This window comes from Actinosynnema sp. NPDC023587, from assembly GCF_040640215.1.
GTDB lineage: Bacteria > Actinomycetota > Actinomycetes > Mycobacteriales > Pseudonocardiaceae > Actinosynnema.
Genome location: NZ_JBFABG010000022.1, coordinates 41,311 through 59,865, shown reverse-complemented (window position 1 = coordinate 59,865; position 18,555 = coordinate 41,311). Strand labels below are relative to the sequence as shown.

Sequence of the window (18,555 nt, the reverse complement as noted above, 5' to 3'; positions counted from 1 at the left end):
TACCCCGAAAACGGTTGCGGAACACCACTTCTCCCCGGACATTCCGACTTCCCGACCTTTCGGGACCCGGCTCCATGCCGCCAGGGGTGCGCAGATCCCTTGGCTGCCAACCGAAATCCAGCCGCCGGTGTCCGGGGTGGACGTCGGTGCCGGGCGGCAGCGCCGTTTCACGCCGAGCCCGCCACAGGTCCTGTCGCGGGCCGTGATCGCGAAGTGGCCTGTCGGGACCCCTGAGCGCGCAGCCCACCGCTCACTTGACGCCGCAGATGGCCCGTTCGACCAGGTCCGCGGCGATGTCCGTGGTCTGCATCGGGGAGCCCTCGTCCACCGCCGGACTGTCGGAGTTGATCGACACCACGACGCTGCGCCTGCCGTCGTCGGTCACGGCGTTGCGCGTCATGTAGCCGACGACGTCACCACCGTGCGACCACGCACCGCCGCACGCGTTGCCCTGGTGCATGATGCCCAGGCCGTAGCGGATGTCCTTGAAGCCGAAGTCCGGCGGGACAGGGACGGTCCGCTTCATCTCCGCGAGCTGGGCGGGCTTGAGCACCCGACCGCCGAAGAGGGCCTGGAGGAACGTGTTCGCGTCCTCCGTCGTGCTGATCATCTCCCCGGCCGCGCCGGCCCACGTCGTGTTCTGGAGCGTCACGTCGTGCTCGGCGCTCCACTGCGGGTTCTGCGGGTCCATGCGGGCGGGGAACCGCTCGTAGGCCCTGGAGTGCGGGTGGGGCAGGAACGGCGAGGCACCCGGCGAGGACGTGTGGCGCAGGCCGAGCGGGCGGGTGATGCGCCGATCCACCTCCTCCTGCCAGGTCCGGCCGGTCACCTTCTCGATGACCATCCCGGCGAGCACGTACCCGGTGTTGGAGTAGCGCCAGCCCGTGCCGGGCGCGAAGTCCGGGGGCGCGGCCGTCGCCAGCCGCACCGCGTCGGTCGCGGTGACCGTGGTGAACCGGTGGGCGAGCCACCCCTTCTCCCCCGACAGGACCGGGAGGTCCATCGTGTAGTTGTGCAGTCCGCTCGTGTGCTGGAGCAGGTGCCGGATGGTGATCGCGCGGCCGTCGTTGCCGTTGCCCGACACCACACCGGGAAGCCGGCGGTCCACCGTGTCGTCGAGGGACAGCTTCCCCTCGCCGACCAGGTGCAGGACCGTCGCCGCCACGAACGTCTTGGTGAAACTGCCGATCCGGAACCTGGCGTTCCACGGGATCGGCGTCTTCGCCTTCTTGTCACCGACGCCGCTGCGCACCTCCACGTCGCCCCGGGCCGTGTCCAGCTCCACCAGCACGCCGGGAACACCCTTGGGCAGCACCGCATCCGCTTCGCGCTGCAACTCGCGCGACAGCGGTGACGACTTCGACTCGGCGGACACCGGACCCGTGGCCGCGCCGGCGGTGCCCACCGGGACCCCGATCGCCACGGACAGGACCACCGCGACCACAGAAGATCGTTTCATGACGACAAAACTACGAGGAGGACCGTGCGAAGTCGTCGCCCCGCAGCGGCAATCCCGCCTACCCCGGCGGGGGTACGGGCGCACGTCGTCGGAAGTGCGAACCCCGAGACCCACCCCGAGACCCACCCCCGGGATCGGCCGCGCGGGACGGTCAGCTCCCCGCCGGGGCCCGGTCGCCCCGGAGCGCGTCCTCGACCGCCTCGGCGATCCGCCGCTCGGTGACCGCGCCCCGCCTGCGGGCCCGCAGCCGGAACGCCACCACCAGCCCCGCCGCGACGACGAGCAGGGCCAGCGCGGTCCACGGCACGGCCCACGTGCTCGCGGTGGCGGTCACGTCGGCCGGCCGGGGCCCGGTGTCGACACCTTCGACCCGGGGGGTGAGCCGGACCGACGCGGCCAGCCGGACGAGCGGCGCGACGTCGGCCACCGGCACGGTGAAGTCCAGGTGCGCGCCGGGGAGCAGTTCCGGCACGGTGAGCGTCTGCGCACCACCGCCGAGCCCGAACAGGCCCTCGACGGAGACCGACTGCTCCGCGCTCATCCGGAGGTTGCCGGTGTTGGTGACCCGGAAGGCGACCGTGGCCGAGCCCCGGCCGACCGGGTTGGCCGTGCCCTCGTAGTCGATCGACAGGTCGCTGATCGCCAGGGCCGGTCGGGCTTCGCCGCCGACCCGCAGGTGGATTCGCGTGCCGAGCCTGCGGTCCACGCTCACCCCGCCCGACTGCTCGGGCACGGCCAGCGAGGTGACGATGCCGCCCGTGTGGTCGCCGGGGCCGATGTCGGCGGGCACCGCGACGGTGAACGGGACCTCGACCGTCGTCTTGGCCGGCACGTCGACCTGGGACCGCTCCGGTGTCACCCACGCGCCCAGCCCCGTCGCCCGCTCGCCGCGCGGTCGCAGGTCGAGCTGACCGCTCTCCGTGGTGAACCCGTCGGCCGCGTAGACCAGCAGCGTGATCGGCCGGTCGCCGTGGTTGGCGATGGCCACGGCGTCGCGGACGGTGCCGCCGGGATCGGCCGCGTAGCTGTAGTTGGGGCGGTTCTCGCCGTGGTCGGCACCGGCGGCCGGGCGCACGCCCCAGGTCACCGGCTCCTGCGCGCGGGCGACACCGGGCGGCGTGACCCAGACCAGCGAGAGCCAGGCGAGCACGGCGGTGACGAGGACGGGCAACGGGCGGGGCATCGGGATCTCCAGGGGGACGAACGGGACGGTGGGGCGGCGCGGTGCGCCGCCCCACCGGGAGTGGCTCAGCCCAGTGCGGTCAGGGTGAGGGTCGTGCGGTAGGTGCCGTCGGCCACGGTGACCGGCAGCCGCAGGTCGAGGTTGGCCCGCAGGACCGACGACCCGCCCGCGTGGCCGACCGGGGCGCTGCCCAGGGTGGCCGACTGGGACAGACCGCTGCCGGACACGAAGCCGGAGGCGACGGGCGCGCCCGCGACCGCGCCGCCGGCGTTCTGGCCGACGAACGGCGACCAGCCCAGGTACTTGCCGCCGACGGTCTTGCCGGCCGAGGTGAAGTCGCCGACCTGACCGGACAGCGACCACTGCGGCGCGTCGAGGCGGGTGTCGGTGACCCGCACCGGGTTGAGGGAACCCTTGGCGGCGAAGTGGTCGCCGGACTCCACCGCGGTACCGAGGTCGACCACGCCGTTGCCGCCGTCGATGCTCCACACCAGCTCGCCCGGCGCGCGCTCGGGCACGGTCACCTTCACGCGCTGCTCGCCATCGGCCGCGGGCGGCTCGACGCCGGCCTCCGTGACGTGCTTGACGCCGCCGCGCTTGGTGATGGTGAAGGTGTCGTACAGGTCGCCGACCTTCTCGGGCTCGGGCGAGTTGGCCGTCTTCTCGGCCACGTAGGACCGGTAGGTGACGGTGTCACCGTTCACCGAGACGACCTGGTAGGTGGTCACGCCCTGGCCCCGGCGGACCTGGGTCGCGCCGTTCTGGGTCCAGACGTTGTTGTCGGCGGGGGCCAGCGTGTAGTGCTTGGCACCGGAGTTGCTCACCGCGTACACCGGGCCCTTGGTCAGGCCGGGGGTGTCGGTGGCGTCGGTGTTCTTGAAGCCCCGGGCGTAGGTGTGGTCGTGGCCCATCAGCACCAGGTCGATGTTGTGCTTCTCGAACACGGGGACCCAGTTGGCGCGGAGGATGGGCTCGTCACGGCCGGTCGAGGTGCTGTAGACCGGCTGGTGGAAGGTCACCACCGACCACTTGTTCGGGTTCGTGGCGAGGATGTGGTCCAGCCACGCGGCCTGGAACTCGACCCACAGCGACGCGGCGTCCGGGCAGGAGGCCGCGCACGCCGGCAGGTTCGCCGGGCGCAGGTAGCCGGTGCTCTGGGTGGCGTTGAGCGTGATGAAGCGGACGTCCTGGAAGTCGCTGAAGTACACCGTCTCCTTGGCGACGTTGTCCCAGTGCGCGAAGTAGGCCGCGGTCTGGCGTGCGGCGTCGGTGTCGCCCTTGGCGCGGTCGGCCAGCGCGCCGATCGTCGTCAGGTTCGGGTGGTTGGCCGGGTACTCGAAGTTCATCTTCCAGTTGCGCAGCGCGGTATCACCGCTGTACTCGTGGTTGCCGGGCGCGGCGAGCACCTGCGTCGTGGCGGCGCTCTCGCCCATGCCGTTGAACCAGCTCGTCCACTGGACCTGGGTGCTGCTGTCGATCAGGTCGCCCGCGTGGACGCTGCCCGCCGCGTTCGGCGACTTGGCGTTCGCCGCCGCGACGACGGCGGGCCAGGTGGAGTCCAGACCGATCTGCGCGTCGCCGTAGTAGAAGAACTCGAACGGCTTCGCGCCCTTGGCGGCGGAGCGGAACGGACGCCAGCGGCTCCACTCGGTGCCGGTGCCGACGCGGTACTCGTAGGCGGTGTCGGCGGTCAGGCCGGTGGCGGTGGCCGAGTAGTGGGTGTAGTCGACGCCGGCGAGGTTGCTGGTGTCCACGGCGGTGGCCGCGACGTCCACCGCCGCACCGCCCGCCGGGCGGAGCTGGACGGTCCCGCCGGCCGCGTCGGTGCTGCGCCAGGTGAAGCTCTGCGAGTCGAACGGCGTCGCGGTCGGGGTGAGGACGACCCGGCTGACGTTCGAGGTGTCGGCCGCGGCCTGGCCGGTCAGGCCGAGCGTCCCCGCGACGACCGCGCCGACGACGGCGGCGGCCAGGACGGTGCGCGAGGGTCTGCGTCCGCGTTTCGGCTGCTGTGAAGACATGCTGCGGCGTGCTCCTTCGGGTCGGGGTGGTGCGCCCGAACGCTCGCAAGCAACCCGGGCCAACCGAGGAACGCTCGGCGAACGCAGGATGACGATCCATGAACGGATGAACATGTGTGCATCCGAACACCGCCCGTGACGTGCGCGGACGGTGGCGCTCACCCCACCGGGAGCGAGCGCCACCCGGTCAGGTGCCCGGCGGAACCGCGCTGTCGAACCCGCGCGCCCGGCCACCCCGGCCGGGCGGGCGATGTCGGGTGCGACGCGGTCGGGCCGACCGCTCACCGGGTCAGCGGAGGACCTCGTAGACGAGCTTCTGGATGCCGTTGGAGTAGGACTCGCTCTCCACGACCTTCAGGTTCTGCTTGGCCTTGTCGGTGTCGCTGAACAGGCGCTTGCCCGCGCCGAGCAGGACCGGGAAGACGAGCAGGTGGTAGCGGTCGACCAGGCCGGCGTCGGAGAGGGCGCGGTTCAGCGTGGCGCTGCCGTGCACGCTGATCGGCCCGCCCTCGCCCTCCTTGAGCGCCGCGACGTCCTCCAGGGAGCGGAGGATGGTCGTCGCGCCCCAGTCGGACACCAGATCCTCGTCGCGCAGCGTGGTCGACACGACGTACTTCGGCATCGCGTTGTAGGCGGGGAACTGCTCGGTCATGCCCGGCCACACCGGCGCGAACGCCTGGTAGCTGACCCGGCCCAGCAGCATCGCGGCGGCCTCGCCCTGCTCCCGGCCCTTGATCTCGTAGGCGGCGGGGTCGAAGTCGACGTCCTGGAAGGTCCAGCCGGAGTTCCGGTAGCCCGGCTCCCCGCCGGGTCCCTCGACGACGCCGTCCAGCGAGACGAACGCGGTGGTGATCAGGGTGCGCATCGGGTGCTCCTCGGTCGGTCTTGCCCGCTCTCACCAGTGCGTCGAACGGGAACCGCCGGAATCGACACCCCTGGCCGGATATTTTCCGACGCCGTCCGCGCACACCGGCTTGCCGCCACCCGGACCGCCGGGGGTGATCCGGGTCACCCGCCGACGACTTCCCGCCGGGCAGGCGGTCCCACCAGGCGGAAGTACCGCGTTCGAGCGAAGGAGCAGCCGTGAAGGACGACGTCTGGACGATCGTGCACGAGGAGCGGGCGGCGCTGGTCGACGACCTCGCCCACCTGGACGACGGGCAGTGGGAACAGCCGTCGCTGTGCGCGGGGTGGACGGTGCACGACGTGGCCGCCCACCTGGTCGACACCGCCCGCACGACGCGCCTCGGTTTCGTGGTCGGTCTCGTGCGCGCCCGGTTCGACTTCGACCGCCAGAACGCCGTCGGCGTGGCACGGGAACGCGGTGCCACGCCGCAGGAGACGCTGGGGCGGCTCCGCCGGGTGGTGACGCGGACGTCGACCCCGCCAGCACCCCTCGCCTCCCGACTCGTCGAGGAGGTCGTGCACGGCGAGGACATCCGGCGTCCGCTCGGACTCACCCGCGACTACCAACCGGAGGCCGTGGTCCGCGCGCTCCGGCACCACGCGGCCACCCCGGCGTCCGTCGGCGGGGCCAAGGAGCTCGCGGCCCGGCTCCGGCTCACCGCGACGGACGCCGACCTGTCCGTCGGCGACGGTCCGGAGGTGACCGGGACCGCGCTCGCGCTGCTGCTGGCCCTCTACGGCCGCCCGGTCTCGCCGCTGGAGCTCGCCGGGCCGGGGGTCACCGCGCTGACCACGCCCGCCTGACGCGGTCGCCACCGCGCACCGTGCGAGAGTGCTCCCCGTGACGACCACCCCGTGGAACGGCGACGACTACCAGCGCCGCTTCGACCAGCTCGCCGCCGCCGGCACCGACGTGCACGGCGAAGCCGCCTTCGTCCGCGCCTACCGGCCCGCCACCGTGCTCGACGCCGGGTGCGGCACCGGACGGGTCGCGATCGAGCTCGCCCGGCACGGCGTCGAGGTCGTCGGGGCCGACGTCGACGCGTCCATGCTGGCCACCGCGCGCACGAACGCCCCCGACCTCGTCTGGGTCGAGTCGGACCTGGCCGAGCTCGACCTCGGCCGCGTGTTCGACGTCGTGGTGATGGCCGGCAACGTCCCCCTGTTCACCCCGCCCGGCACGCAGGCCGCCCTGGTCGCCGGCGTCGCCCGGCACGTCGGCGGGGTCCTGGTCGCGGGGTTCGGCCTGGGTCGCGGCTACTCCCCGGCCGACTACGACGCGCACGCGTCCGCCGCCGGCCTGGAGCTCGTCGAGCGGTTCGCCACCTGGGACCGCACCCCGTTCACCGGCGGCGACTACGCGGTCTCGGTCCACCGGCCCGCCGGGACGAACGCCGGGGTGTGACGGCCGGGACACCGGCACCCGGCGGTAATCTGTGCCGCCCGCGCCGGGAGGCACGGCCGGGCCAGGCGTGACGCGCGGCGGTGGCCGCCCGGGGAGCACCGGACGCGTCGCCGTGCTCGGGAGGTGTCCGGTTCTGCTCGGGTGGTCAGGCGTGGCGGCGGTCGTGCTGCTGGCGCTGGTGCTGGTGTGGGCCGTCGTGCGGCCACGGGGACTGCCGGAGGCGGTGGCGGCGGTGCCGGCCGCCGCGATCGCGGTGGGCCTCGGGTTGATCCCGCCCGACCACGTGGTGCAGGAGGCGGCCCGGCTCGGCCCGGTGATCGGGTTCCTGGCCGCGATCCTGGTGCTGGCCAGGCTGTGCGACGACGAAGGGCTGTTCCGGGCCTGTGGCGCGCGGCTCGCGCGCACGGCGGCGGGGAGCGCGCCGCGCCTGCTGGTCGGCGTGTTCGTGGTCGCCTCGGCGGTCACCACCGTGCTGAGCCTGGACGCGACGGTGGTCCTGCTCACCCCCGTGGTGCTGGCCACGGTCGCCCGGCTCGGGGTCCGCCCCGACCCGCACGTCTACGCGTGCGCGCACCTGGCGAACACCGCGTCGCTCCCGCTGCCGGTCTCCAACCTCACCAACCTGCTGGCCTTCACCGCCAGCGGGCTGGGTTTCCTCCACTTCGCCGGTCTGATGGCGCTGCCCTGCCTGGTCGCCGTCGCCGTCGAGTACGCGGTGTTCCGCCGCTTCTTCGCCGCCGACCTCGCCCACCGGGCGGCCCGCCCGGAGACCGTCGAACCCGTCGCGCTGCCGAAGTTCGCGACCGCGACCCTGGCGGGCACGCTCGCCGGGTTCGTGCTGTTCCCCGCGCTGGGCCTCGACCCGGTCTGGGCGGCCGTCGCCGGGGCGGGCGTGCTGGCGGTGCGGGGACTGCTCCGGCGCACCACCACCGCCGGCCGGCTGGCGCGGTCGACCGCGCTGCCGTTCCTGGGTTTCGTCCTGGCGCTGGGCGTGGTGGTCCGCGCCGTGGTCGACCACGGCCTGGCCGACCTCGTCGACGGCCTCGTCCCCGTCGGCAGCACCCTGCCCGCCCTGCTGGGCACGGCCGCGGTCGCTGCGGTCCTGGCGAACGTGATCAACAACCTGCCCGCCGTGCTGGTGCTGCTGCCCCTATCCGCCCCGCTCGGGCCCGGTGCCGTCCTCGCGGTCCTGATCGGCGTGAACCTCGGCCCCAACCTCACCTACGCCGGATCGCTGGCCACCCTGCTGTGGCGACGGGTCCTGCACGACCACGGCGTGCGCGTCGACCTGCGCAGGTTCACCGCGCTCGGGCTGCTGACCGTGCCCGTCGCGCTCCCCCTCGCCGTCGTCGCGCTCTGGTCGTCCCTGCACGTCTTCGGCGGCTGATTCCCGGTATTCGACGAATACCGGGAATCGACGACAGCGGCAATGGTCGCGGGCCGGCGGTTCCGCGTTATCCGGACGAATCCCCGTTTCCGCCGCCGATCCGTCCGGTCACCGCTATCGACCGGACGATCTCAGGCGGCGGCTTTTCACCGGCCAGCCGTGCGGCCGCGCGGTAACCGGCACCGTAGACCGGGTCGGGATTCGATTCCATGGCGTCCAGGTAGTGGCGGGCCAACCGCCCGCCCCGGTGCCGCAGCCACCAGCTCCCGACGAGCTCGCAGATCCCCTCCTCGTCCCGGGCGTTCCGGATGCCGGCACCGGGGCACCGGGCGAGCCAGGCGTGGCCCATCTCGTGGGCCAGCACCCGGCCGAACTGCGTGGCCGGCATCCCGGACACCACCCGCAGCTCCACCACCCGCCCCGGGCCGCCGGCGTACTCGACCCTGGTCAGACCGTGTGCGGAGCCGCCGGCGAGCTGCTCCAGCCGGTCGGGTTCGATCAACCCCACGCGGACCGGGTTGGGCAGCCGGATGCCGTAGGAGTGCAGCAGCGGCCGGACCAGGGCCACCACCCGACCGACCTCGGACTGCCGGTCCACGGCCCACGCCGAGCAGCGCGCGCACCGGATGCGGCCGTCGTCGAGAACGGTCCGGGCGCGCTCCCCGGAACCACCCGTGGCGGCCTCGCAACTCCAGCACCGCAATTCGCGGGAACACCCGGCGCACAGCGAATCCCCGAAGTGGTCCACCGCCCACGAGAAACCCGGTCGCCGCCCGCAGACGACGCAACCGCCGGCACGTTTCATGGCTTAGACTCGCCCGATGAGAGCGGACGTGTTACTCGCCCGGTGCCGCCAGGGAGCCGCGTTGTACGGGCTCAGAGTCGAACAGCACCCCGAGTCCTGGTACGCCACCTGGGCCTTCGTGATCGACGAGGCCAAGGCGCGCGGTGAGAAGTACGAGGCCACGACCACCGAGGGCGGTCTCGGGATCGGTGAGGGGTTTCCCGGTTGTCCGAGGTGCACAGCCGACTCCTTCGTCCAGTGCGGCCGGTGCGGTCGCCTGAGCTGCTGGGTGACCGGTGCCCACTGGAGCTGCCAGTGGGCACCGTGCACCTCGGCCGGACGACCGCGCGGGGCCATCCGCGCGTTCAGCGCGCACGGCGACCGCTGACTACCGCTCGATCAACGCGCTGACGGCGTCGAACTCGATCTGCGCGCCCGGCACGAGGGCGACCGACTGGCCGGGTGCGACGGGACGGGCCACCGGCGAGCCGGGGAGCGTCGCGAACCACTGGAACCCGCTGAGGTTCTTGAGCCCGTACCGGTCCTGCGTCGGGTGCTTCGCGACCTCGGCCACCGGCGGGTCCGTCAGGACGACGTCGCCGCGCTTGCTCATGTGGTGCGCGTACAGCTTCGTGCCGCGGTCCAGGATGACCGTCCGCCGACCGCCGATGACGAGCTTCATGGGCACCCGGACGGACTTCCGGCAGCCCCAGCAGGTCACCTCGGGCCGCGTCCGGCAGTAGAAGTTCTCCCGGCCGCAGCCGCCGCACGCGAAGATCGAGTCGACCGTCGTGGAGATCGCCGCCTCCCACTCGCCGAACGTCGGCCGGCGCGCCGGGTCGGCGAGCCCGGTGGTGAACACCTTCGTGAAGATGTCGCGGACGGCCTGCGGGTACAGGTCCCAGAAGACCTGCGCGTTGACGTGGACGCCCGGGATGGGGCGGTTGCTCGCGTCGTCGGGGTCGAAGATGAACACCGGTTCGGTGCCGTAGATCTTGCGCATCGCCGCCGCGTCGAACACGTGGATGCGCGACTCGGCCTCGCCCTGGAGCGGGTGGTCGTTCATCAGCAGCAGGAAGAGCAGGACCGCCATCGAGAAGCTGTCGGTCAGCGCGGACGGCTTCTTCTCGTTGCGCACGATCTCCGGGGCCATGAACCTCGGCGTGCCGAGCACCCTCGGCGCGGTGCGCGACGAGCCGACGTTGTCGTTGTCGCAGATGAGCACCTCGCCGGTGCGGGGTTCCACGAACAGGTTCGCGTCGGAGATGTCGCAGTAGAACAACCCCTTGGCCTGCAACGCCTTGAACGCCGCCACGGTGTGCCCGGCGGCCTGCACCAGCTCCCGGAACTTCATCGGGACCTTGCGCCCGAGCACCCGCGTCAGGCTGACGTAGTCGGGCGGGCGCAACGGCATCACGTAGCCGAACTCGCCGTTGCGGGACACGATGTCGGCGGGCCACAGGAACTGCTCGGACGGCGCGTGCTCGCGCACCAGGTAGGTGATGTTCTCGCGCAGCTCGTCGGTCTGGAACGGCGGCAGGTACCACTTGATCGCGACCACCCGGCCGTCCTCCGTGCGCCCCTCGCGGACCTCGCCCTGGCCGCCGGTGCCCAGCACCTCCCCGACGGTGACCGACGTGCCGGATTCGCTGTCGAGCCGCTCACCGGTCTTGATCATCGCGGGTCCCGCTCCTTCCTGTGCTCGGATCTGCGAGCCGCTGCGGCACCGCCCGCTCCGGGGGTTCGGCGGCGGCCTGGCCGGGCCGGTCCTCGGGTACCGGCTCCTCGGTCTCGACGGGCGGCGGGTTCCCGTCCGACTGCCGGCCCACGTCCGCCGCGTCGGCGGCCGGCGGTGCGGACGCCTGCGGTGCGGGCTGCGGTGCGGGCTGCGCCACGGGTTGCGGTGCGGGCACCGGCTCGGGGTCCGGGCCGGGGTGATCGGTCGGCACCTCGCCCGCCCAGGCCAGCGCGACGCTCATGTCGTCCCCGCTGCCCCGGCGGGAGATCTCGGGCAGCCAGCGGTCCAGGTTGTCGACGAAGTCCGACCTCGCCCGGCCCCCGTGCGCCACCGGTTCGCCGGTCGCCCTGGCCCGCTCCGCGACGTCCTGGCAGAAGCGGAGGAAACCCGCCTCCTCGATGTAGGAGTTCGGCACCCCGTCCGTCGTCAGCACGACGGCGGACGGCACGTGGCCGTTGTCCAGCGGCACCGTGCCGACCCGGAGGCCGGTCGGCGCGCCGTCGTCGCACAGCGACGGGGTCGCGTTGCCGATCGCCTCGGGCGGCGGCGGCACCAGGTAGCTCGCCTGACCGCCCACGATCTGCACCAGCGCACCGTCGCCGAGCTGGATCCAGTGCAGCGAATCGGGACCGACGATCACGCCCAGGACGGTGGTGCCGTAGGCCTTCGCCTGCCAGTTGCCCAGCTTCGCGAGGTCCCAGGCGGGGTCGTCGGGCAGCGGCAGCGGACCGAGCTCCTCCGGCGTCGGCGACGTGCACCGCGCGGCGTACTCCGCGAACCCGCGCAACTGCCAGAACAACTGCTCGGTCTGGGCCAGCCCGTTGCGCTCGGCGAACGTCGTGACGAACCGGACGACGCCCCGCTCCCCGCCCTGCCTGCCCGGCAGCACCGGCGGCTCGGTCACCAGGTCGGCGTGCACCATCGCCCGCCACCTCGGCACGACGTGGCCGGTCTCCTGCGCCCACAGGGCGGCCAGGTGACCGGGGTCGACGCCCTCCCGCGCGGTGCGCACGCGGTCGTGGAAGGCGACGAACACCTCCCGCATGGTCGCCACGGCGAGCTGCGCGCCCCGGTCGCTGCGGAAGTGCCGCTCCGAACCGTGCCCGTCCGCGACGACGACGAACGCCCACTTCCCGTCGTCGAGCACCCGGCTGTCGCTGTAGTCCTGGCAGACGATCCCGTCCCGGACGTGCGACGCGCCCAACGTCGACAGGTGCGCGGCCCGCCACGTCCGCTGCTGCCTCCTCCCACCGCCGGTGAAGGGGCGCACCACCTTGTTCAGCACGCTCACCAGACGAGGTCCTGGTCGGAGGTGGTGGGCGGCGGGGGCGGCGGCGGAGGCGTGCCGAGGAACTGCGTCCCCACCGGCTGGCTCGCGGGGGCGGACGCCGACTTGAGCACGGTCGTGGACGCGTACTTGACGAACTGGACCAGGTCCCTGGGGTTGCGCGCCGTCAGCGGTTCGATCTCGGGGTGCGCGATGAACTGGCGCAGCACGTCGAGGTCGGCGTCCGGGCCGATCCCGATCGCGATGCGGACGGCCCGCTTGCCCCACGGCTCGCCGAGCAGCGCGCGCAGCCCGCTGTCGAAGTCGTCGGTGGGCTGGCCGTCCGACACCAGCACGATCACCGGCGGCAGGCCGCGCTCGGGCATGTTGCCCACGGCGAGCTCCGCCGCCATCGCCTTCATCGCCGCGCCCATGTCGGTGATGCCGCTGACCGACACGTCGGTCCAGCCGAAGTCGGCGAGCGGCACCGGCCGGGGCGTCATCCAGCGGAACCCGGTGCTGAACGTCATCGCCCGGATCTCCACGGCGGCGTGCGGGTTCTCGTCGGCGGAGGAGACCATCTCGGGCAGGGTCTCGCGGATGGCGTGGTTGAGCTGGCCGATCTTCTGGCCGGCCATGGAGCCCGACACGTCGAGCATCCAGAAGAAGCGGAGTGGTCGGTGGGAGATGGCCCCACCGGGCAGATCGGTAGTCACGACGAACTCCTGTCCGGGGCGTGCGCCAATCGGTTCGTGCGGGTGGAGGTCGGGTCAGCAGTCCTCCGCCGGGGTGGTGCCGAGCGGCCCGTGCCGACCCTCGATCATCGGGTAGACGTTGACGGTGATGGACCCGTCCGCCTTGCCCTCCTTGGGGTTGCCGCCCCAGAACGCCCGGTTGGCCACCGGGCCGCCGTCGTCGCGGTGCGCGAACGCGCCGAGCCTGGGCAGCACCTCGGCGTTGAACGCCTCGGCCTGGTCGGTCCCCCGGGTCGGGTCGTCGGCGACGCCGAACGACAGCACGACGCCCGCCCTGCGCCCCACGAGGTCGGGCTGGGCCAGGCGGTGCACCACCTGGCCCTCGACGGACCTGAGGTGGGCGTCCCGCTCGGGCGACGCCGGCCCGGTCATCAGGTTCGCGTCGGCGGCCACCCGGAAGCAGACGAAAGCGCTGTCCACGGCCGGCGGCGCGGTCGGCGCGGTGGTGGTCGTGGTGGTCGTCGTCGACGAGGTGGGTGTGCTGACCGCGCCGCCGGTCTGCGTCGCGAGGAAGACCACGACGAGCACCAGCAGCGAGTCGGCGAAGATCCACCCCACCACGCCCACCAGGTTGGACCCGTTGTCCGGACGGCGTTTCACCGCGTGCCCCCGCCCGACCCGCGTCGCCACCACCGGCGCTTGGCCTGGCCGTCGAGCTCCACGAGCCGGGTCATCAGCGCGACGAGCTCACGGCTCTGCCGGGCGCTGTCGGCCAGTTCCGCCGACACCGCGTGCAGGTCCGGCAGCAGCACCGCCGGCGCGGAACGCAGGTCGTCCACCGCGCGCTGGAGGGCGTGCACGGCCTTGACGGCGGATTCGTCGAACCGGCCGAACGACTCGCCCACCCGGCCGGCCGCGACCCGGCGCTCCTCCAACTCCCGGTCCAGGGCCATCACGACGGACTCGCGCAGCTCGGCCATCTGCGCCGGCAGGGCCGCGACCGCGGCCTGCAACGCGGCCTCGGTCTCCTTGGCCAGCTTCGCGGTGCGCGCGGCGGACTGCGCCGTCGCCAGCGGGTTGTCGGCGAGCACGCCCAGTTCCTGCGCGACGACCTCCTGCCGGGCGTGGATGCCGTCGAGCTTCACGCCCAGGGCGTGGATGCCCGTCAGGACGTCGAGGACCTGCTGTTGCGCCGCCGGGAGCCTGGTGCCGAGCCCTTCGGCCCCGGCGACGAGCGCGTCGACCCGCGTGCCGAACCGGTCGGTGGAGTCCGCCAGCGCCTCGACGTGGGACCGCAGGCCGTTCGAGCTGTCCACGATGGCCTTGCCGCCGACCGAGATCGTGTCGGCGGCCCGGACGAACTCGCCGACGCTGCGCTGCCCCTCCTTGATCGACGCGGACAGCTCCCCGCGCGCCTTGGCCAGCTCCGCGACGGCGGCACCGTGGGCGGCGGACTCCCGGTGCAGGTCGTCGATCCGGCCGGCGTGGACGCCGAGCAGGTCGCGGTGGATCTCGCCGATCCCGCGCACCACGTCGAGCAGGTCCTCGCGCGCGGCGGGCAGCGCGCCGCCGACCTCCTGGACGGTCGCGGTGAACGACCCGGTCGCGGTCTCCATCTCCTTGACCCGCGTGGCGAGCGCGGTGGTCGGCTCGGCCAGGCTGCGCGCACCGGCCGCGATCGTGGTGCCGGTCCGGGCGAGGTCGCCCGTCGCGCGCACGAGTTCGTCGATGTTGGCGCGGCCGTCGCCGACCAGCCTGCCCATCGTGTCCTGCGCGCCGACCAGCAGGCGCAGGGTGTCCTGGTAAACCGGCAGCAGCTCCTTGGCGCTGTCGGTGAGCCGGTCGACCGCCTGGTCGTCGTCGTCGCGCAGGACCGCGCCGGTCTCGACCAGCACGTCCCGCAACCCGTCGGCCCCGAGCAGCCGGTTCCGCTCCTCCGCGTCCGCCGCGCGGCGCTGCAACGACGTGCCGCCCACGTAGAAGACGACGACCGCGAGGATCGCGCAGAAGTCGAGCAGGGCGACGACGTCGAGCGTCACCCAGGTCCGGTCGCCGAACCCGCGCGTCCACATCTGGAGGAACGACGCGTCGGCGAACAGCGCCTGCTCGGCCTGCGGCGCGCCGAGCAGCTCCCGGTAGGCCCGCACCGCGAAGTAGATGCCGCCCCAGGTCACCAGCAGGGGCAGGAACAGCAGGATGGTGCGGACGACCTCGACCCGGTCGGCGAACCAGGCCACCGGCCCGCGCCGCTGCCCGACCACCGAGTCGGCGTCGAAGAACGCGAGCAGGTCGACGTTGCGCCAGTGCGCGGTGCGCCCAGCCCCCACGTCGTCGGCCAGCCGGACCAACCCCGGAGCGAGGTTCCGGTAGGCGGGCGCTGCCGCCAGCTCCCGAAGGCTCGCCTCGACGGTCTTCGACACCACTCGGACCTCGTTCTCGTCACCCGGATCAGCGAATTCGACAACAGCGCTGGTAGCGGCTTCGTCGTCCGCAGTATCGCGCCCACTCGGACCGCCGTTACCGATCTCGCCAGGACGACCGGCCGTCCGTATCCAGGATCGTAACGAAGTCATTGCGCGTCCGGAACCGTTTCCCCTGCACTGCATTCCCCGCAAAAGTACGGGAAAGGTCATCCGCAATTGCAAGGGTACCGCCAAGGCGGCCGGCCACCCCCGCCCACCTGCCTTCTTTCCGCTGCGTGGGCGATCGGGAACCGGTCGTCACCACTCCACGACACGAGGTTCCCTCGATTTTCCGAACAACCCCCGCCCGCCCCCCGAGCACACCGCACCCACCCCGTGACGCCGCACCGCGCGCAGTGCGAAAGAATGCGCCCGCGCTTACCGCGAGCGGGCCGTGAGCCGATCCGGTACGAGTATTCCGATCAGGGGTTTTCCGCGTTCAGCCGCGCCTTCTGCTCCGGTAAGGCCGCTCCGCGCCGGTGACCGGGGTGATCACGCTGACCTCGCCGCGCGACCACGCCCGCAGGAAGTCGCGGAACTCGCCGGGCAGCGCCATCCCGCGCAGGTCCACGTCCACGGCCGCCTTGCGGGCCTCGCCGAGCAGGTAACCCCAGTGCCGGCCCACCGTCGGGTGCGCCTTGAACGTCATGCCCGATTCCAGGTAGGGCAGCGCGACGAGGAAGCTCAGCGGCCGGTGCTCCTTGACCACCAGCGGGGACGGGGTCGCCGTGAGCAGCTCGCCCCACCACCGGTCACCCGGTATCCACGGGAGCGGCGCGTTTAGCAGCAGCTTCGGGTCCAGCCCCATCGGCCGGCCCATCAGCACCCGCTCGGCCAGGCTGGGCACCTGGTCGCGCCCGCTCCAGAACGACAGGTAGAGCGCGTGCGGGCCGAACTCCTCGACCAGCGGCGACAGGTCCGCCGCGCCGAACAGGACCGTCGCCCACGGCTGCGGTCGCACGACCTCGCCCGGCAGGCGCAACGAGGTCCGCAGCCAGTCCGCCACCGGCTGGTCGTAGCGGCCCGACGCCAGCTCGGCGGAGATCGACTTGAGCACCACCGCGCGGTTGGCCGCCGAGGAGTCGAACACCAGCGTCTCCAACGGCGTGTCGTCGCGCGCCTTGAAGTACACGACGTCCCACGGCCGCCAGTAGTGGAACCTGGACTCGACGGTGTGGCGGACCGCCAACCGCACGGCCGCTTCCACCACGGACCGCACGGCGGTCGGGTTCGGCTGCGCGTACCGCAGGGAGTGCGCCGCGAACCACGTGACGCTGAACTGGTCCTCTGCGGCGATCAACCGCAGCAGCTCGCTCCCGCCGTCCTCGTGCTTCTGGTCGTAGAGCTGCAACGCGATCTGCGGCACCAGACCACCCGCACCGGTGAGCAGCATCGGGCGCAGCGCGGCCCACAGCGGTTCGGCGGTCCGGTTGGTGCGCACCAGGTGGTCGGCGGCGAAGAACTCCAGGAACGTCCGGTGGGTGAAACCGTACTGGGGCTCGCTGCGGTCGATCCCGGTGTCGCTGAGCACCCAGGGCCGACCGGTGCAGAAGTCGACGAACCGGGTGGCGCTCTCCTCGGGGTCGAACCCCTTGCGCTCCAGGTACTCGGTCAGCATCCCCACGATCCGCCCACGGGACCAGGCGGCCCCGGAGTTCTCGGCGGTGAGCTGCCGCCACGCCAGGTAGCCCACCGCGCCCCGCAGGTAGCTCTCGAACCGGGTCGGCATCGGCAGGCCGCGCATCCGGTCCCACTGCTCGAACAGCAGCAGCGCGCACTTCTCGTAGACCTGGGCGAGGTTGGCCGGCAGGTAGTGCTCGCTGGAGAACATCGCGCACAGCAGCGCGAGGAGCAGCGGGTTGCTGCGCAGCTCGGACACCGCCGCGCTCTCCCCCAGGAAGGCGTGCGCGAGCTGGGTCCGCTCGTGCTCCGGCGTGCTGCTGTCCAACGCGAACCAGCACAGGACGTAGCGCCGGACCCGGTCGCCGTCGAACTTCTCGATCAGCCCCGTGCGGAACGCGCGGGGGTCCAGCGCCGCCGTCTCGTAACCGATCTTGCGGGCCGTGACCACGATCGGCACCAGCGGGTAGAGGTCGGTGAACGACTCGACCAGCCGCGCGAACCGCTGGCGCACCGCCGGGTCGACCAGTTCGTCCACGCCGTCGAGCAGGACCACCGCGCGGCCGTTGCGCAGCAGGTACTTCACGGCGTCCGGCGGTGGCGTGAGGTTGTAGGGGTCCCCGCAGAGCGACTCCAGGTACGACACGAGCGTGCGTCCGCCCTCGCGGAGCGACGTCGTGAAGTCGCGCAGCACCAGCAGGAACGGCACCCGGCCGGCCGGGTCGGAGGCGATCTCCCAGGCGAGCTTCGCGACCAGGGTGGACTTGCCCGCACCCGGGTCGCCGAGCACCACCGACCGGCGTCCGGGCAGCGCGAGGTCCTCCAGGCCGCTCAGCGCCGGCTCGACGTAGAGCAGGTGGTAGGGCACCGACCGGCTGACACCCAGGTGCGGGAGGCGGATCTCGGCGTGCGCGCGGGCCACCTGGGCCCGCAGCCGCTCGGCGAACGCGTGGAACGTCGCGAGCGAGCCGACCCGCGCCAGCAGCCGGGTGTTGCCCGCCGCGTTCGCCGCCAGGTGGGCCGCCGACGTGGCGGTCACCTGGTCGATCCTGCTGCGGTCCACGTGCCGCACCGAGCCCTCGACCGCGACCCGCAGGGCGTCGAAGACCACGTCCGCGCCGGTCGTCAGCCGCTCCCGGGCCAACCCGACCGCGTGCCGCAGCCCCAACCGGACCTCCTCGCGGAGCGTCGGCTCGATGTCCTGGGTGGTGCGGTCCCGGAGCAGCCGCCACAACGCCAGTTGGAGGGCGACCTCCTCGAAGTCGGGCGAGGCCAGGTACCGGTTCAGCGCCTCCGCCTGACGCCCGTCCAGCGCGGCCACGAAGTCGTCCGCCACCTGCGACGGGACGGCCGCGCGGACGACGTCGCGGAGCACCCGGTGCTGCCGCTCCTGACCGAGCCTGCCCACGATCTTGCCGGCCACCGTCGCGGCGGTGCGGCCCGCCGCTGCTTCCAATCCGGACATCGCACCAAGGGTAGTGCTCCGGACACGCCGCCGAGCGGAAACCGGCGCGAGGCGGGGAAAAGCGCCCGCCCGCCAAGCTATTCGTCCAATCGGCGTGGAATCACCGACTCCGAGCACCCCTCGCTTCCTGATGACCCGGTGTCCGAAGTGGACAGATCGGGAGAAG

General features: G+C 72.7%; 15 protein-coding genes. 4 read left to right on the top strand and 11 right to left on the bottom strand.

The window, feature by feature from the left end; genetic code table 11:
* Positions 1 to 250: 250 nt before the first annotated feature.
* The 4 genes from AB0G01_RS33310 to AB0G01_RS33295 all read right to left on the bottom strand — a co-directional run bounded on the left by AB0G01_RS33310 (position 251) and on the right by AB0G01_RS33295 (position 5,525).
* Entirely contained in the window at positions 251 to 1,459 is a 1,209-nt protein-coding gene (locus AB0G01_RS33310) for a serine hydrolase domain-containing protein (protein WP_360954201.1), read from the bottom strand.
* Positions 1,460 to 1,610: 151 nt separating this feature from the next.
* Entirely contained in the window at positions 1,611 to 2,642 is a 1,032-nt protein-coding gene (locus AB0G01_RS33305) for a DUF916 domain-containing protein (protein WP_360954198.1), read from the bottom strand.
* Between the two features lie 65 nt (positions 2,643 to 2,707).
* Positions 2,708 to 4,660 (bottom strand): metallophosphoesterase family protein, encoded by a 1,953-nt coding sequence (locus tag AB0G01_RS33300; protein WP_360954195.1) that lies wholly within the window; start codon positions 4,658 to 4,660, stop codon positions 2,708 to 2,710.
* A 289-nt stretch (positions 4,661 to 4,949) separates the two neighbouring features.
* Positions 4,950 to 5,525 carry a dihydrofolate reductase family protein gene (locus tag AB0G01_RS33295; RefSeq protein ID WP_360954192.1) on the bottom strand — a complete coding sequence of 192 codons (576 nt, stop codon included), beginning with the start codon at positions 5,523 to 5,525 and terminating at the stop codon, positions 4,950 to 4,952.
* A 218-nt stretch (positions 5,526 to 5,743) separates the two neighbouring features.
* On the opposite strand from AB0G01_RS33295, the gene AB0G01_RS33290 reads away from it, so the two are divergent.
* From AB0G01_RS33290 to AB0G01_RS33280, 3 genes are all read left to right on the top strand, one after another.
* Entirely contained in the window at positions 5,744 to 6,370 is a 627-nt protein-coding gene (locus AB0G01_RS33290; protein ID WP_360954189.1) for a maleylpyruvate isomerase family mycothiol-dependent enzyme, read from the top strand.
* A gap of 37 nt (positions 6,371 to 6,407) precedes the next feature.
* Positions 6,408 to 6,971 (top strand): class I SAM-dependent methyltransferase, encoded by a 564-nt coding sequence (locus AB0G01_RS33285; RefSeq protein WP_360954186.1) that lies wholly within the window; start codon positions 6,408 to 6,410, stop codon positions 6,969 to 6,971.
* A gap of 151 nt (positions 6,972 to 7,122) precedes the next feature.
* Positions 7,123 to 8,358 (top strand): SLC13 family permease, encoded by a 1,236-nt coding sequence (locus tag AB0G01_RS33280; RefSeq protein WP_360954183.1) that lies wholly within the window; start codon positions 7,123 to 7,125, stop codon positions 8,356 to 8,358.
* Between the two features lie 67 nt (positions 8,359 to 8,425).
* Here the strand turns inward: AB0G01_RS33280 and AB0G01_RS33275 are convergent, their stop codons facing one another.
* Positions 8,426 to 9,163 carry a protein DA1 gene (locus tag AB0G01_RS33275; protein ID WP_360954180.1) on the bottom strand — a complete coding sequence of 246 codons (738 nt, stop codon included), beginning with the start codon at positions 9,161 to 9,163 and terminating at the stop codon, positions 8,426 to 8,428.
* A 16-nt stretch (positions 9,164 to 9,179) separates the two neighbouring features.
* On the opposite strand from AB0G01_RS33275, the gene AB0G01_RS33270 reads away from it, so the two are divergent.
* Positions 9,180 to 9,530: a hypothetical protein gene (locus AB0G01_RS33270; protein WP_360954177.1), complete on the top strand. Its 351-nt coding sequence runs from the start codon at positions 9,180 to 9,182 to the stop codon at positions 9,528 to 9,530.
* Here the strand turns inward: AB0G01_RS33270 and AB0G01_RS33265 are convergent, their stop codons facing one another.
* The 6 genes from AB0G01_RS33265 to AB0G01_RS33240 form a co-directional block, all read right to left on the bottom strand.
* On the bottom strand, positions 9,531 to 10,820 hold the full coding sequence (locus AB0G01_RS33265; RefSeq protein ID WP_360954174.1) for a hypothetical protein: 1,290 nt from the start codon (positions 10,818 to 10,820) through the stop codon (positions 9,531 to 9,533). It abuts the gene before it with no gap.
* A complete protein-coding gene (locus AB0G01_RS33260) occupies positions 10,804 to 12,171 on the bottom strand; it encodes a protein phosphatase 2C domain-containing protein (RefSeq protein WP_360954171.1) in 1,368 nt (455 codons plus the stop codon). The genes AB0G01_RS33265 and AB0G01_RS33260 overlap by 17 nt, the downstream gene beginning before the upstream one ends.
* Positions 12,168 to 12,863 carry a VWA domain-containing protein gene (locus tag AB0G01_RS33255; RefSeq protein WP_360954168.1) on the bottom strand — a complete coding sequence of 232 codons (696 nt, stop codon included), beginning with the start codon at positions 12,861 to 12,863 and terminating at the stop codon, positions 12,168 to 12,170. Before AB0G01_RS33255 ends, AB0G01_RS33260 begins: the two co-directional genes overlap by 4 nt.
* Positions 12,864 to 12,917: 54 nt before the next feature.
* Entirely contained in the window at positions 12,918 to 13,502 is a 585-nt protein-coding gene (locus tag AB0G01_RS33250) for a hypothetical protein (RefSeq protein ID WP_360954165.1), read from the bottom strand.
* Positions 13,499 to 15,262, bottom strand: coding sequence for a hypothetical protein (locus tag AB0G01_RS33245; RefSeq protein WP_360954162.1), 1,764 nt, complete (start codon positions 15,260 to 15,262; stop codon positions 13,499 to 13,501). Before AB0G01_RS33245 ends, AB0G01_RS33250 begins: the two co-directional genes overlap by 4 nt.
* Positions 15,263 to 15,743: 481 nt before the next feature.
* The gene (locus AB0G01_RS33240; RefSeq protein WP_360954159.1) at positions 15,744 to 18,389 is read right to left on the bottom strand and encodes an NACHT domain-containing protein; all 2,646 of its coding nucleotides are present in this window, start codon (positions 18,387 to 18,389) and stop codon (positions 15,744 to 15,746) included.
* Positions 18,390 to 18,555 lie beyond the last annotated feature (166 nt).